Raw genomic sequence first — 16440 nt, 5'->3', positions numbered from 1 at the left:
TTACTTAATGTTATTACTTAGACAGTCAGCACCGGTCGCCTATTATTATACCTTGAGGAGCGAAATATTATGGATTTGCACACTAACCGTACAGCATGGGACAAAACACTATCTGAATCCGAGACACCGAAATACCAATCATTACAAGAAAATATTGCCTGTGATGTACTTATTATTGGTGGCGGAATGGGCGGAGCTTTGTCTGCGCGCGAACTTGCACATCGAGGCATTAATGTAGTGCTTGTAGAAAAATCAAAAATCGGTCAAGGTAGCTCTGTCGCCAATACCGGTTTACTTCAATATACTAACGATAAAATGATGACTTCTTGCATCAATACATTTGGTGAACAAAATGGCGTATTGTTTTACCGCCTTTGCCAGCAAGCGATGGAGTATCTAATCGACATTGCTCCAACATTACCGATTGATGCTCAATTGATTCCACGCAGTAGTCTATATTATGCAAGTAATCCTGAAGATGTACCTGCTTTGAAAGAAGAATATGACAATCTCAAACGTTTTGGATTTGAAGCTGAATATTGGGATGCAGAAGAAATAGCGAAACGTTTTTCTTTTGAAAAAGCGGGTGGATTGTATACGCATGGCGATGCTGAAGTGAACCCTTATCGCTTTATTCATGCATTGATGGCTGATGCAATGAATCATGGTGCACAATTATATGAAGGTGTAGAAATCACAAGTCATGTTGCTGATGATACAGGGGTTACCTGTTATGCAGGTAATATCGAGATTCGTGCACGTACTGTAATCTATGCTACAGGTTATGCGACTCAAGAAATGAAAAAAGAACGTGGCGCATTTCTAGAAACGACGTATGCGATTATGACGAACCCTGTAGAAAGTTGGGATGGTTGGCATGAGCAAAGTATGGTCTGGGAAACGACACGTCCATACCTGTATATGAGAACAACTGCGGACAACCGAATCGTTGTAGGTGGCTTGGATGAGCCATTTACAGATCCGGAATGGCGCGATGTTCGTATGGTGAAGCAATCTCAAAAGTTGCTAGAAGAAGTACAGACACTATTTCCAAATGTAGGTGAGTTGTCGATTGATTATGCATGGGCAGCGGTATTCGGTTCTAGCCGTGATGGATTGCCTTATATCGGTGGACATCCTGATTATCCTCATAGTTATTTTGTTGAAGGATATGGCGGTAACGGAACAGTCTATAGCGCTATTGCAGCTCAATTGCTAGCAGATACGATTACTGGAATCGAGCGTCCTGAATTGCAACTGTTTGGCTTAACACGTACAACCAAGCCTTCCCCTGCAACAGTCGACGATATTGTGGTGTAATCCACAGTAACCGATTTATTGCATAATCATATCATCCTATATTACACAGCAAAAAGCTCTTACCCTCACCTATTAACAGGTAGAGAATAAGAGCTTTTTATTTATTGTTCGATATGCTTATTGTTCGTTTAAATTAGTAATCTTGTCGATAATCGCTACACGCTCATCTTCACACAGACTTTGATGCACATGGAAGCAACTTGGACATACATATACATTCACTTTAAATGTAGATGGTAAAATCGCTACATTTTTGGCTGTTGCAGGCAAAGGGGTAAATCCAGCTCCACCCATTGCTTGCGTACCTGCAAGCAACATATACTCCTGACAATGTGGACATTGCGGAATCTCTTCTTGCTGATCCAGCAATTGCTCTACATTTTCTTCATACTGCACCATGTTGAAATTCTCATCACCATATTGCTCAATCGTTTTGAGTGAAGATAGACTTGGTTGTGTAAATAGTTCTGCATCGTTCAACAGACTGGTTGCTCGGGAAGCAAAAGATTGTTGCTCTTCTTCAGGTTGAGCAACAGGTGCTACAGGAGCTCTACGAACTTCAGCAGGTGGCTTCTGTCCGCCTTCCACATACTCCTCATCTTCGTCTTCATCTAAAGCAATATTAAGCGTACGATAACCATTTAATTCATTATGACAGTGCGGGCACAATTCTTCCGGTCCAAATTCGGGGTCCCATACAATCTCACTATCACACCAAGGACATATTGTTGTATCCATGTTGTAATTCCTCTCATCACTCATATTTCAGTTCAATCTTGATTATAAAATAGTTGCCCCTATCACGTACGATAAGGAGATCGATATAATCATGGAGATCAAACCTACAGCTTTGTTATCTGCTGCAATTTCTTCATCAATTTTAAAAACAGGTGTCAAAAATTCAAATATAAAATAAGCAGCTAGAAGCAAAACAAAACCGATAACCGACCAGCCGAGACTTTCATATACCGTACTATGCGCTTCGATCGAAAACCGCATAATATTACAAATCCCGAAAATCTTACCGCCTGTTGCCATCGCTACCGCTACATTACCGCGTCTTATTTCGTCCCAGCATTTATATTTGGCTACCATTTCAAAACACCATAGAAATACGATAAGCTGTAGTACAGCTACCGAGAAAAAACCGATCATCATCCCGACCGGATGTGCAAGCATCGGATCAATATAATCTTTCACGCCACTTCATAGCTCCTTCCGGTACTGAAATCATCTACAGACATTTCTATTCATTACGCATGAACACTGTAATGGTTTCAAGCCGGATTATTTCAGTACAGCTACAGTAACGCCATTGCCGCCTTCATTGTATTCACCGGTACGGAAACTTTTAACATGCTTATGACGACGCAAGAAATCTTGAATCCCTGTTCTTAACACACCTGTACCTTTACCATGAATAATATAAATCTGCCCCAGGTTCGCTAAAAAAGCTTCATCAAGAAAACGATCCACTTCCATTAATCCTTCTTCTACATTAGCACCGCGTAGATCAAGTTCAGAGCGCATATTGTCTTCGCGTGAACGTTTGATCGTGGTTGCTTTCTTCTGTGGCTGTGCGTTGATCGTAGCGGCTGACTGTACTAATTCTAGATCACTTAACGCTACTTTCATTTTCAAAATACCCATCTGTACGACAGCTTCTTTGGTTCCCGATAATTCTACGATATGTCCACGTTGATTCAGACTATACACCATTACATCATCACCAGGACCAAGTGGTTTGACTTTTTTGGACTCGGTAGAAGAAGTAGATTTCTTCTTCGCACGTTGCCCTGGTGTAGCATCATCCAATTGTTTGCGAGCTGCAATCAGCTTGTGATCTTTTACAGAAGCGCCTTCTTCTTGCGCAAGCTGGCGTAATGAACGAATCACTTCATCGGCTTCTTTACGCGCTTTTTCGATAATCTCACGTGCTTCTTCGTCCGCTTTTTCCAGACGTTTATCCCGTTGTTCTTCTAATCTAGCAAGATCACGTTCATAACGACCACGTAATTTCTCCATATCAGAACGCAATGTAGCTGCTGTATTACGATCTTCTTCTGCACTTAAACGATTACTTTCGAGGGAAGCGATCATATTTTCAACACGTTGATCTTCTTCTCCAACTTCGCCACGCGCAACATCAAGAATCTTTTCAGATAGTCCCAAGCGTGAAGCGATAGCGAATGCATTACTACGCCCCGGTACACCTATTAGCAAACGATACGTAGGGCTTAATGTATTCACATCAAACTCCATACTGGCATTGATCACGCCTTTACGATCATAAGCATAAGCTTTCAGTTCGCTAAAGTGAGTCGTTGCAATCATTCGACAACCTTGTGAATGAATATGCTCCAGAATCGCAATCGCTAACGCTGAACCTTCTGCCGGATCAGTTCCTGCTCCTAATTCATCAAACAACACCAGACTTTTTGGCGTCATTTGCTCTAAAATCGAGATAATATTGGTCATATGACTTGAAAATGTACTTAAATTCTGTTCGATACTTTGCTCATCACCAATATCCGCATAGATCGCATCAAACACACATAATTGACTGCCTTCATCAGCCGGAATAAATAATCCTGACATCGCCATCAGACTCAGTAATCCAACTGTTTTCAGTGTAACGGTTTTACCACCGGTATTCGGGCCGGTCACAATAATGCTGGTATGCTCATTGCCGAGTTCAAGATCAGTCGGCACTACATGAGCAAGTGGAATCAATGGATGACGTGCTTTTTTCAATTTCAAAAATCCACGATCATTCATCTTCGGCATTGTTGCGTCCATCGAGCGAGCTAATTTGGCTTTGGCAAAAATAAAATCAAGGTCTGCCAGAATATCAATATCATAATTCAGCAATTCGACCTGATCCGAGACTTGAGCTGTTAGCTTCTGCAAAATCACTTCAATCTCGCGTTCTTCACGTAACTTGGCTTCACGTAACTTGTTGTTCATCGCTACAATCGCTTCTGGCTCAATAAATAGTGTCGCACCTGAACCGGACTGATCATGAACAATACCACCGAAGTGAGCACGGTATTCTGCTTTGACCGGAATTACAAAGCGATCACCACGAATCGTTACTAATTGATCTTGTAACATTTTGGCTACACTTTGAGAACGGATCATACTGTCCAGCTTCTCGCGGATACGTACTTCACCTGAACGTAGTTCACGACGTACTGCTGCAAGTTCCGGGCTTGCTGAATCCATCACATGAGCAGAGTCATCAATACAAGCACGAATCGCTTTTTCCAGTGGACGTTGATCAGAGATCAGTTCGACCAGATCAGCTAGCATCGGTACAGGATTTTCTTCATGTACCATCTCAACATGACGACGTGCACGTCTACCGCCCATAATCGTATTTGCAATACCTAATAGTTCACTTGGATTCAATGTACCACCAATACGTGCACGACTCACTGCTGCACTGATATCAACAATCCCACCAAAAGGCGGAGTTCCTTTAAGACGATCAACCAATGTCGCTTCATCTGTTGTTTGAAGTAACTTTTTGACATGCTCCAAATCGGTATCCGGTTGCAAAGCAAGCGCTGCGCGTTTACCGATAGAAGTGGCTGCATGTGAAGATAATGTATTCAAAATTTGACCATACTGCATGGTATGGAATATTTTTTCGTTCAACGTAATGACACTCCTCTAACTAACAAATTCCTTTATAATATAATGCACTACTTCTTATTATACATCTAGACCAAATATTCACAAAATACTTGCAGGACAAATAATAAATAATGGGTATATGATCAGAAGCTAACTGATCTCATTTACTTTCTAAATGATTACTTGATGAAACGTATTTCTTTTTTTCGCCATATTTTATTTTAAATTTGATGATACCGGTTACTCTTTATGTAGAACAGAGTTATACTATTTATGAATATTGGCAATGATCATTATTATATATCACTATAGGAGGAATCAATGCATGTATACCCCATCTCAACCGAATACCAAAGTAAATACGTATAAAAGAACGCTGATTATCGTTAGTATGATGATCGCAGTCATGGTTCTTTTATCTGCTTGTGGTCAGAAAAATGAATCTGCTACCAATCAACCTCAAAGTGGTGTTACCGAGACAGGTGTTGCACCTGCTGATGGTACAGAACAATTGATGATTAAAGCAACCAATTATGCATTTGACCAAAAAGAATATCATGTCAAAAAAGGACAACCTGTACAGATCGTATTTGAAAGTGTACAAGGTAATCATGGTGTGATGATTCCAGCACTTAATGTCGATCTGGATTCACAAAATACAACAGCAACCGTTACTCCACAAGAAGCAGGTCAATTTGATATTGCTTGCTCAATCATGTGTGGTTCCGGTCATAGTACAATGGTTGCGAAATTAATCGTAGACGAAGCATAATCGCTTATAGCTATTAAATATTATTAAAAAATCCCTTTCTGTTTCACTACAGCTAATATATGTAGTGATAAGCAGAAAGGGATTTTGATATCTAATTCTGGTCCTGCTCGATTAATTCCATCCACTCATTGTATTCAATTTCCAAACGATGATGCTGTTCTCGCAATTGTTCTAACTCACCTATAATACGTTCTTTCTCTTCACGCTGATCTTGCAGTTCGATATGAACCAATCGTAATTGGTGGGAAGACACTTCGTATTGCTGCAATATTTCTTGCATTTCTTCTGACTTCTGTGTTTCTACTGTAGCCAGTTGATCTTGTTGCTCACGCCATTCACGTTCTTGTTGCTCTAAACGCTCAATATGCTGTGCTTGCTCTTGTTGTAATTGCTCGGTTGCTTGAATACGTTGTTGCCATTCATTTAATTCTTGACGCAACTGATGGCTTTGCTGTTCTAAGCGTCCGATTTCTTCCAGATACCCTTCTTCATTACGACTCACTGTCCGATAATCTTCTTCCAGTTGAGTATACCGATCGTTCCATTGATCGATATTATGATTCGCTTCTTGCAAAATCTGCTCTTGTTGCCCGAGTTTATCTTGTAATGAAAGCAACTCTTGATTCAATGTAGCTACCTGAGCTTGTGCATCTTGATGATATTGCTGTTCTTGTGACCATTGAGCTTGTAACGTATGCAATTCATCTTCTTGTTCACTAGAACGCTCACGCCACATTTCCATTTCTTCCTGAATCGCTGATTTTTGCTGTTGCAGTTCATTTAACTGATCGATACGTTCAGACTGTAACTCTTCTAAATCTTGGTATTGATATTCTAATGTCTGACGTTGTTCTTCGATAACACGAAGCTGTTCTTCAAGTACCTGGCGTTCTGCTTGAGCATCTGTCCACCGGGCTTGCAGACGATTCACTTCATCCTCTTGTTGCGTTGACAATTCGCGCCATGTCTCGGCTTCTTCGGTGGCAGTAATCATCTGTTGTTGTACATCTTCCAATTGTTGTTGAAGAGATGACTGCTCTTTTTCCAGTTGATGACGTTGTTCTTCCAGTGTCTGCAACTGTTGTTCTAATTGCCCAACCTGCTCACTCACTTGAGACAATTGAGCTTGAGCTTGTTCTACTTCTTGCTCTTGCTGGCTAGAAAGTTCGCGCCATGTCTCAGCTTCTTCTTGCGTATTGGCTAATTCTTGCTGCGCCTCATGAAGTTGTTGATTTAAAATAATCTGTTGTTCTTCTAATTGTACTCTTTGCTGCTCTACTGTCTGCGCTTGTTGTTGCGTATCTAGTAATTGAGCTTGAATCCGTTCGACCTCTTGTTCCTGCTGTCCTGACAGCTCACGCCATGTCTCTGCGTCTTCTTGAGTAACCGTTAGTGTTTCTTTCAGTTCCACTAATTGTTGATTCAGATCAGATTGCTGTTCTTCTAATTGCTGCACTTGTACTTGAACTAATTCATGTGCTTCTTGTTCTGAAGTGTATTGCTGTTGTAAAGCCGTATATTGTTCCTGCACTTGAGCAAGTTCAGCTTGAATTTGAGACACTTCTTGTTCTTGTTGTGTTGATAATTCACGCCATGTGCCAGCTTCTTCTTGCGTTACAGTTAATGCTTCTTGAAGTTCTACCAATTGTTGCTGTAGCTCTGACTGTTCTGTTTCCAGCACATGTACTTGATTTTCCAGATCATTACGCTCGCTTTGGATACTATTCGACTGTTGTTGCAAAGCCGTATATTGTTCCTGCACTTGAGCAAGTTCAGCTTGAATTTGAGATACTTCTTGTTCTTGCTGTGTGGATAATTCACGCCATGTTCCGGCTTCTTCTTGCGTTACGGTTAATGTTTCTTGAAGCTCTACCAATTGTTGCTGTAGTTCTGACTGTTCTGTTTCCAGCACATGTACTTGATTTTCCAGATCATTACGCTCGCTCTGGATACTGTTCGATTGTTGTTGCAAAGCCGTATATTGTTCTTGCACTTGAGCAAGTTCAGCTTGAATTTGAGATACTTCTTGTTCTTGTTGTGTTGATAATTCACGCCATGTTCCTGCTTCTTCTTGTGTTGCTGTGAATGATTCTTGAAGCGTACTTAGCTGTTGATTCAGATCATGTTGTTGCTCTTGTAACTGTTGTGCTTGCGTCTGTACAGATTCATGCTCGGTCTGTAACTGTTCACTGGTTGCTTGTAATGATTCATACTCTGCTTGCACTGTAGCATATTGTTGTTGTAGAGACGTATATTGTTGCTGTTGCTGTGCAAGTTCGGACTGAGCTGTCTGTAATTCCTGTTCTTGTTGATCAGATAATTCATGCCATGTGTCTACTTCTTCTTTGAGCGTAGCATTTTCTTGACGTAGTTCAGTTAATTGTTGATTCAGTTCTGACTTTTGTTCTTCCAATTCGTTAAGCTGTTCTTCTATCGCTACACGCTGTTCTTCCAATACAACTTGTTGCTCTTGAGCTTGTGACCATTCTGCTTGAATACGAGCCACTTCTTGTTCTTGTTGACCGGATAGTTCACGCCATGTTTCTAATCTTTGTTTGGTAGCCGATACTTCGTTTTTAGCATCTGCTAATTGTTGTTGCAAAATAGACATTTGTTCTTTGGTTGCAGATGCTTGCTCTTCCAACGTTTGACGTTGCTCTTGAGCTTGTGTTAATTCGATCTGCACTTTTTGTACTTCTTGTTCTTGTTGCTGTGCTAATTCATACCAACGATTGGATTCTTCTTTGGATTCTGCTACCTCTTGCTGAGCAGTATCGAATTGTGCTTGTACTGCTGTCAATTGTTGTTGAGATTCGCTTAATTGCTGTTCTAATTGTTGTTGTTCTGCTTGTACATTTGTTAAATGAGCTTGTACTGTCTGCAACTCCTGCTCTTGCTGTACAGACAATTCGCGCCATGTCTCGGATTCTTCTTGCGCTTCTGCTATTTGTTTGGTGAGCTGATCATATTGTTCTTGTAATCTTTGTAACTCTGTCAGTGTACGTTTGTTATTTTCCTCCAGTTCGGCATGATCCTGTTGCACACGATCATGTTGTTGTTGTAACAGTTGCAACTGCTCTTCTAACTCCATTACTCGCAAACTGGACACTTCTTCATTTTCAGTCAAAAGATTAATCTCACTGCGTAAATTTTCTGTCGTTTGTTGCAGATTTTGTTCCAGTTCTACATTGGATTTCAAAGCTTTTTGAAGAGCTTCTTCAGCAATTTTCCATTTGTGCTGTATTTGTTCGTTATTTAATTTGTGTTCTTGATTTTGCTGTTGTAACTGTTTGTTTTGACCTTCCGCAGAAGTTAACTTTTGCTGAGTCTGTGTTAATTGAGCAGATGTTTCTTTCACATTTTTTTGTAATTGTTCATTGGTCGTCGTTTGTTGTTGATTGTCCTGTTGTAATTTCTGAATCAATTCTTGTTGTTGAGCTTTTACACTTTGCAGTTGTTCTAGCTCTGTATTTAAGCGCTCTTGCTCTGCGATCGCTTTATCAAATTCAGACTGATTGATCTGGGCATTAATCGATTCTTCCGCCATGTGTACAGCTGCTAATACAGCTAATTTAGCTTTATCTAAATGAGAATGAGCTTGCGATATATCGTTCATATGCTCGTCTACATAACGAGCAATTTGTCTCATATAATCGGCACTCGTGCCAACTAATTTATAAGTTGTTCCATAAATATCCACGTTTACTCGAATACGTTCGGGTGTCGTCACAATCGTGCCCTCCTTTACTTCTTCTGTTTATTCTAGTTGGATGTAGACAAAAAAGCCACATCGATTGTTATTCGATGCGACTCTTGTCAATTCCTGCTATCATCCCTAACAAACATGATTCTTTATTTCCGAGTCATTTGGATAGGGAATCTACGCAGTATAAAGATTGGACAAAATGATTACTTACGCAGTTCTGCACCAAATTGTTCAGACAATACCGTTAAGACTTGATCATGCACAGTGGTTACTTCTTCATCTTTTAACGTATGTTCTGCATGACGATATACGATAGCTATCGCTACACTCTTCTTGCCTTCGCCTACACGTTCACCTGTGTATACGTCAAATACTTGTACGGTTTCTAACAATTCTTTCGCTGTCAGGCGAATAGAAGCTAATAATTCTCCTGCCGCTACGTCTTCGTTGATCACAACAGCGATATCGCGTTGTACAGAAGGGTAACGTGGCAATTCGCTGTATACGATTTTCTCATCAGCTTCTTCATATAATGGAGCCAATTGAATCTCTGCTACATACGTATCTTCAAGATCAGACTCACGTTGAATATCAGGATGAATCTGTCCGATTACACCGATCCATTGTTGCTGACTGCCTACTTGCAAGTATACAGATGCAGAACGTCCTGGATGGAATCCTTGTGGTTGATCTGCTTTGTATGTGATCAACGATTGCAATCCTAGATATTGTAGCAAGCTTTCTAAAGCGCCTTTGAGATCGAAGAAATCGACACGCTCATTGCCTGTATTCCATTGCGCTTGTTGACGTCTGCCTGTAAGCAATAGTCCAAGTAAAGGAACCTCTGTCGGTTGACGAGTCAATTCTTGCTCAGAGCTGAAGAATGCACTACCGATTTCGAATAAAGCTAGATTTTCTTGTTTACGATTACGGTTAAATGAAGCTGTCTCTAACAATTGCGGAATCAATGTGCTACGTAATACACTACGATCTTCACTCATTGGCATCGCTAGTGCAACTTGTTGCTGTTCTCCACGCAATTGCGGGAACAGATCATTTTTCGCTGGATGAGTAAATGAATACGTAATTGCTTCTTGATATCCACCATGCGTTAGCAAATGACGAATCGTACGACGCAAGCGTTGAGATTTGGTTAATGCTCCTGGTGTTGTTGTACCTTCAATAGAAGTCGTAGGGATATTATCATATCCATATAGACGAGCCACTTCTTCGATCAAATCAACATCGCGTACAATATCACCACGACGAGTAGGAACACGAACTTCTAATAAATCTTGTGCTACATCACCGCAAGGGAATTGCAAACGAGCAAATATCGTTTTGATTTCAAGTAAAGACAACTCTGTACCTAAATAACGATTTAATTTACTTAAAGACAATTGTAATGTTTTCTCTTCTGCGACTTGTACCACTTCTTCTACGATACCTTCATGAATTAATCCATGAGCATAACGAACGATCAATTCAGCCGCACGATTTAGCGCAGGCACCACAGCAGAAGGATCAACTTCTTTTTCAAAACGTTGACTTGCTTCTGAACGAAGCCCTAAACGACGTGATGTTTTGCGAATCGTTCCACCATCGAACTTGGCAGATTCTAATAAAATGTTAACAGTAGATGCAGTGACTTCCGTCTCAGCACCACCCATAACGCCAGCAAGACCTACAGGTTGTCCACCGCTTGTAATCAGCAACATACGATCGTCTAACTTGCGTTCTTGATCGTCTAGTGTAGTAAGTACTTCACCTTCACGTGCCATACGCACTTCGATAGCACCTTGATTTAATTTGTCAGCATCATAAGCATGAAGTGGTTGTCCGTATTCCAACATTACAAAGTTGGTAATATCTACAATATTACTGATCGGACGAATACCTGCTGCAATCAGACGATTTTGCAACCATAATGGAGAAGTACCTACTGTAATCCCGCTAATATAACGAGCAGAAAAGTGACTACATTGTTCAGTTGCTTCAATATTCACGGAAATATGATCTGCTGCTGCATCTCCAGCTTCAACAAAATTCAGTTCAGGCAATGTCACATCACGACCTAAAATAGCACCAACTTCATAAGCCGCTCCTAACATACTCAAGCAATCTGAACGGTTTGGAGTCAGATCGAAATCTAAAATTGCATCGTCTAAGCCAAGCAATTGTACAATCGGTGTACCGATTTCTGTGTTTTCAGGTAACACCAAAATACCTTCTTGTTGATCTTTAGGTAACAATTTATCGTTAATGCCTAGTTCTTTCGCAGAACAGATCATTCCTTGAGATAATACGCCACGTAATTTGGCTTTTTTAATATCCATACCGCCTGGTAATTTGGCACCAACAAGTGCTACAGAAACTTTTTGCCCGGCATCGATATTTTTAGCACCACATACGATCTGTAAGTCTTCACCTTGTCCGGCATCAATCACACATACATTTAATTTGTCTGCATCAGGATGTTTTTCTTTGCTTTTCACATAACCAACAACAACATTGGTAATCCCTTGATTACGATATTCGACGCTGTCGATTTCGATTCCTGAACGTGTAATGCGCTCAGCTAGTTCTTCTGGAGTGACTTGATCCAAAGAAACATATTGAGACAGCCATTGTGTAGATACTTTCACTGCTATTCACTCCTTTATATTAGATACGTGAGAATTGTTTGAGGAAACGCATATCATTGCTGTAGAAATGACGAATATCATCAATACCGTATTTCAAAATCGCTATCCGTTCTACGCCGATACCGAATGCAAATCCACTATATACTTCAGGGTCGAAACCGCCCATTTCTAACACTTTAGGATGAACCATACCGCAACCTAATACTTCGATCCAGATACGCTCACCGTTCTTTTTCACAAACGTAACGTCTACTTCTACGCTAGGCTCTGTGAAAGGGAAAAAGCTTGGACGCAAACGAATCTCTGTCGATTCACCAAACATTTCACGCGCAAATTGAAGCAATGTTCCTTTCAAATCACTCATACGAATTCCTTTATCGATCACTAATCCTTCGATTTGGAAAAATTGGAAAGAGTGAGTCGCATCGTCATCATCACGACGGTATACAGCACCCGGACAAATAACTTTCAAAGGAGCTTTTCCTTTTGCTGCTTCCATCGCACGAATCTGTACAGGAGAAGTATGCGTACGCATCAGCAAATCTTCTGTGAGATAGAACGAATCTTGCATATCACGAGCAGGGTGATTTTTAGGCAAATTCAATGCTTCAAAGTTATAATGATCACTTTCAGCTTGAGGGCCTTCTGCTACGCTGTATCCCATACCTAAGAAAATATCTTCCATTTGTTCGATTACTTTGTTGATCGGATGAATACCACCTTGTGGCAATCCACGACCTGGCAATGTTACATCGATTTTTTCAGCTGCTAGACGTTCATTCGTCTCAGCACGTACAAATTCTTCTTGCTTGCGATTAATAACTTCTTCAATCGCTTCACGCACTTCATTGGCTACTTGACCAACAACCGGACGTTCTTCAGCGCTAAGCTTACCCATACCACGCAATACTTCAGTTAAAGCTCCTTTTTTACCAGAGTATTTAACACGTAGATCAGCTAGCTCTTTCGGTGTGGCTACTTTTTCTAATACTTCCAGTGCTTCTGATTTCAAAGCAAGCAAATGTTCTTGCATTTGGACGATTTCGCTCATCGTTGTTAAGCCCCTTTCTTCCTATCCCGCAGTGTGTGAACTTTATCAAAACAACAAAAAAAGGCCTTCTCTCCCCTTAAGGGACGAAAAGACCGTGGTACCACCCTTGTTAGAAATTTATAATCTGTATCTCAACATAGAGTCTCCTCTATCTCAATCACATGTAGATTATAAGCTTCTCGCTCGAAACGACGATAACGGATCGTTACACCGGCTATTCCTAATCTACAAATCAGCTTGCTTACGCCACTAACTTATATTTCAGAACGCTGCTCCAGAGTGAACTTCAACAGCCTGCTTCTGTAAAAATGCTCTCAATCTAATGGCATTTTCTCCCTGTACGACAGTACTGTTTACTCTTCTCTTTCGTTGCAGATGTCATAGTGAAAATAGATACTCACTATTTTACAAACAACCAGCCTTCCCGTCAACGATTGTTATACAAAAAAGAATATTCTATTTGATTTACGAATGAGACGAGTACGATGCTAACTCTTTGCGTAACGATTGAATTTCTTGCCAGACAGGATCATTAGCTAAATCTTCAATAGATTGTGTCGATTTGGGAAGATGTTCATGGGATCGAGAAGACGAATGAGATTGCTTCTGATCTGCAAGCCCAGCTAACAATTGAGATAGACGCAATTCTAGCATCATACGTTGTTGATAACCTTCTACTCCACCTGCCATAGCTTCTTGTTGCTGATGTGCTTTGGCTGCTTCATATTCTTCTACAGTTCCTTCAAACCATTGATAATGATGATTATGTTCTAACTGTAACAATCGAGTCGCTAATCGCCGTACTAACATCCGATCATGAGAGACCAAAATAATCGTTCCTGAGTATTGTTGTAACGCTGACTCGATCACTTCTTGTGCAGCGATATCTAGATAGTTGGTCGGTTCATCGAGAATCAACACATTTGCACCGCCAAAATATAATCGTATTAATGCGACCCTACACTGCTCTCCCATACTTAGATGTCCAATCTGCTTATACACTTCTTCGCCACGGAACAAAAAACAACCTAAGATCGTTTGCGCTTCGGTGCGTGTCATAGAAGGCAACACAAGCAGACTATCCAGTAAGGTCATTTTCTAACGGCAATCCTTCGAGTTCCTGTGAAAAGTAGCCTATATTCAGTGCTGGATGATGCCATAATTCACCACTGGACGGTTGAAGCTGTCCGAGTAATAACTTGATCAGTGTCGTTTTGCCTGACCCATTTGGCCCTGTAATCGCAATACGATCGCCACGTTGTACATTCATATCAAGATGTTGAATCAAAGCTTTATCTTCATGCTCTATATTCTGATGTTGTTGTTCTACTGGCTCTAGATCAGCATCATACGCAAAACTTACATCATCTAACCGAATTAAGGTATGCCCTTTAAACTCACTCGCTTCTAGTTCAAAATTCATTTTATCAGCATCACGTGGTTTTTGAACGCTTTCTGAATCTAAACGTTCCAGCGCTTTTTCTTTGGCATGATAGCGTGAAATATTTTTGTTCGCTTTATCTCTATAAAAGCTTTTAGTAATTTTCACTTCATTTTGCTTACCGGCTGCCCGATGCGCTTGTTCGAACCATTGCTGATAATTGCGAATCGATTCTTCTAGCGCTTTGCGCTGCTGTTCTTGCTTTTTGTAAAGCGATTCTTGCGCTCGTAATTCACGCTGTTTGTGTTCTCGATAATCGCGGTATCCACCTTTATACTTGGTCATTCCTGTCTGTGTCAATTCACATACAGACGTCGCCATCCGATCTACAAATTCACGATCATGTGAGACAAATAACAAAGTACCTGTGTATTGTTGCAATCGCTTTTCTAACCATTCCATAGTCTCTGTATCGAGATGATTGGTAGGTTCGTCTAAGATCAGTAATTGCGTTTCACGTGTTAAGACAGATGCTAGACGAACTCTTGTTTTCTGACCTCCGCTTAACTGTGTATAAGGTACATTCCATAACTCAGATGTAATGCCTATCGTAGTCAATTGCTTTTCCACTTCAATTTCCCATAGAAATCCATCTTGCTTTTCATATTGTTCTAACGTACTGCCATATTGTTCCAAAACCTCGTTGTAATGATCGCTTTGTTGTTCCACTGAAATATTCTGGAGTTGTTGCTCTAATTCATCTAATTGTTGGCGTAAGTTCCACAATTCTGGCTTACCTTGTCTCGCTATTTCTAACGTTGTCCAGCCTTGATGAATATGCTCAATATCATCTTGCTGTCTCATCCAATCCCATTGCTCCAGTGGTAAAAAGCGTTCGATTTTGCCTTCTGTAGATTCCGTATCATTCATTAGCAGTTGAATCAATGTACTTTTGCCACTTCCATTCTCACCGATCAAGGCGAGACGTTCTCCTGCTTCTATCTGTAGATTCACTTGTTCGAAAATTCGTTGACCGTTCCAGTCTTTTGCTAGATTGCTTACTTTTACGATGGTTGTCATTGAACATCATCCTCTCTGAAATCATAAAAAAACCGCCAGAGCAGATGCTCTCGCGGTGATTAATGCTAACGTCAGATCGTTCATTATCCATATGTAAAATAAGCAAAAGGATATAAGTATACAGTGCTTCTACTTTACGATTGGTCGTGTCTATTTGTCGCCTAAGACATCATTAATCACAAAAGTAAAACCATTTTCTTCATCCTGAACTGTTATGATCACAGTTTCCTATTGCTATCCATGGACATACGTCTCCCGTTTGCATCAGCCGCTTGAGCTGTCTGCCTGCTTCATCATGTGCAGTTCGTAGGGACATTCGTATGTTTACTTCATTGGACAATAGGACCCTCTCATTTCTTCAGAATGGTCAGCTTGAAAAGCATAACGTATATAATTACCGCTGACAACGACAGTATAACAGAGCTTTCACAAAAAACCAAATCTTATTGTGCTACTCATACTCATTTATATTCGTATACAGGCATTACAAAAAGATAAATACAACAAAAAAAGCCTTTGCTTTCGCAAAGACTTTCTCTTAATATTTCAGTAAGCGGGTGATGGGAATCGAACCCACGCTATCAGCTTGGAAGGCTGAAGTTCTACCATTGAACTACACCCGCATAAATGGATGGTCGGGATGACACGATTTGAACATGCGACCCCCTGGTCCCAAACCAGGTGCTCTACCAAGCTGAGCTACATCCCGAGGTCACGTTTGGAAAGTCATTAGGCTTTCTTAACGACAAGATATAATATATCATATTCATTTTTATCTTGCAACTTCTTTTATTTATGTATCATTTTGAATAGCGTTACGTATATAAAAAGTATAATATACGCTTT

At 40.5% G+C, this 16440-nt stretch carries 10 protein-coding genes and 2 tRNA genes; 2 read left to right on the top strand and 10 right to left on the bottom strand.

Annotated features, from left to right (window positions below; genetic code table 11):
* Positions 1-69: 69 nt before the first annotated feature.
* Entirely contained in the window at positions 70-1320 is a 1251-nt protein-coding gene (locus QE450_RS03455) for an NAD(P)/FAD-dependent oxidoreductase (RefSeq protein WP_307296972.1), read from the top strand.
* 117 nt (positions 1321-1437) lie between these two features.
* On the opposite strand, the gene QE450_RS03450 is transcribed toward QE450_RS03455, so the two are convergent.
* From QE450_RS03450 to QE450_RS03440, 3 genes are all read right to left on the bottom strand, one after another.
* Positions 1438-2058, bottom strand: a complete 621-nt coding sequence (locus QE450_RS03450; protein WP_273615434.1) for a hypothetical protein — start codon at positions 2056-2058, stop codon at positions 1438-1440.
* Positions 2059-2100: 42 nt separating this feature from the next.
* Positions 2101-2499, bottom strand: coding sequence for a DUF350 domain-containing protein (locus tag QE450_RS03445; RefSeq protein ID WP_204825671.1), 399 nt, complete (start codon positions 2497-2499; stop codon positions 2101-2103).
* Between the two features lie 108 nt (positions 2500-2607).
* Entirely contained in the window at positions 2608-4980 is a 2373-nt protein-coding gene (locus tag QE450_RS03440; protein WP_307296969.1) for an endonuclease MutS2, read from the bottom strand.
* A gap of 304 nt (positions 4981-5284) precedes the next feature.
* On the opposite strand from QE450_RS03440, the gene QE450_RS03435 reads away from it, so the two are divergent.
* Positions 5285-5731, top strand: a complete 447-nt coding sequence (locus QE450_RS03435) for a cytochrome c oxidase subunit II (protein ID WP_301261549.1) — start codon at positions 5285-5287, stop codon at positions 5729-5731.
* 91 nt (positions 5732-5822) lie between these two features.
* Here QE450_RS03435 and zapA read toward each other — a convergent pair whose 3' ends face one another.
* The 7 genes from zapA to QE450_RS03400 all read right to left on the bottom strand — a co-directional run bounded on the left by zapA (position 5823) and on the right by QE450_RS03400 (position 16303).
* On the bottom strand, positions 5823-9461 hold the full coding sequence (gene zapA, locus QE450_RS03430) for a cell division protein ZapA (RefSeq protein WP_307296965.1): 3639 nt from the start codon (positions 9459-9461) through the stop codon (positions 5823-5825).
* 179 nt (positions 9462-9640) lie between these two features.
* Positions 9641-12082: a phenylalanine--tRNA ligase subunit beta gene (gene pheT / locus QE450_RS03425; protein ID WP_307296962.1), complete on the bottom strand. Its 2442-nt coding sequence runs from the start codon at positions 12080-12082 to the stop codon at positions 9641-9643.
* Positions 12083-12101: 19 nt separating this feature from the next.
* Positions 12102-13115 (bottom strand): phenylalanine--tRNA ligase subunit alpha, encoded by a 1014-nt coding sequence (gene pheS / locus QE450_RS03420; RefSeq protein ID WP_204825672.1) that lies wholly within the window; start codon positions 13113-13115, stop codon positions 12102-12104.
* Between the two features lie 483 nt (positions 13116-13598).
* Entirely contained in the window at positions 13599-14228 is a 630-nt protein-coding gene (locus QE450_RS03415; protein ID WP_307296959.1) for an ATP-binding cassette domain-containing protein, read from the bottom strand.
* The gene (locus QE450_RS03410; protein ID WP_307296957.1) at positions 14212-15594 is read right to left on the bottom strand and encodes an ABC-F family ATP-binding cassette domain-containing protein; all 1383 of its coding nucleotides are present in this window, start codon (positions 15592-15594) and stop codon (positions 14212-14214) included. The genes QE450_RS03415 and QE450_RS03410 overlap by 17 nt, the downstream gene beginning before the upstream one ends.
* A gap of 552 nt (positions 15595-16146) precedes the next feature.
* Positions 16147-16217, bottom strand: a tRNA-Gly gene (locus QE450_RS03405).
* A gap of 9 nt (positions 16218-16226) precedes the next feature.
* Positions 16227-16303 (bottom strand) — tRNA-Pro (locus tag QE450_RS03400).
* Positions 16304-16440: the final 137 nt, after the last annotated feature.

It is taken from the genome of Paenibacillus sp. SORGH_AS_0306 (assembly GCF_030819345.1).
In the GTDB taxonomy this organism is placed as follows: domain Bacteria; phylum Bacillota; class Bacilli; order Paenibacillales; family Paenibacillaceae; genus Saccharibacillus; species Saccharibacillus kyungheensis.
The sequence above is the reverse complement of the archived record's forward strand: the minus strand, read 5'-3'. Positions and strand labels throughout refer to the sequence as shown.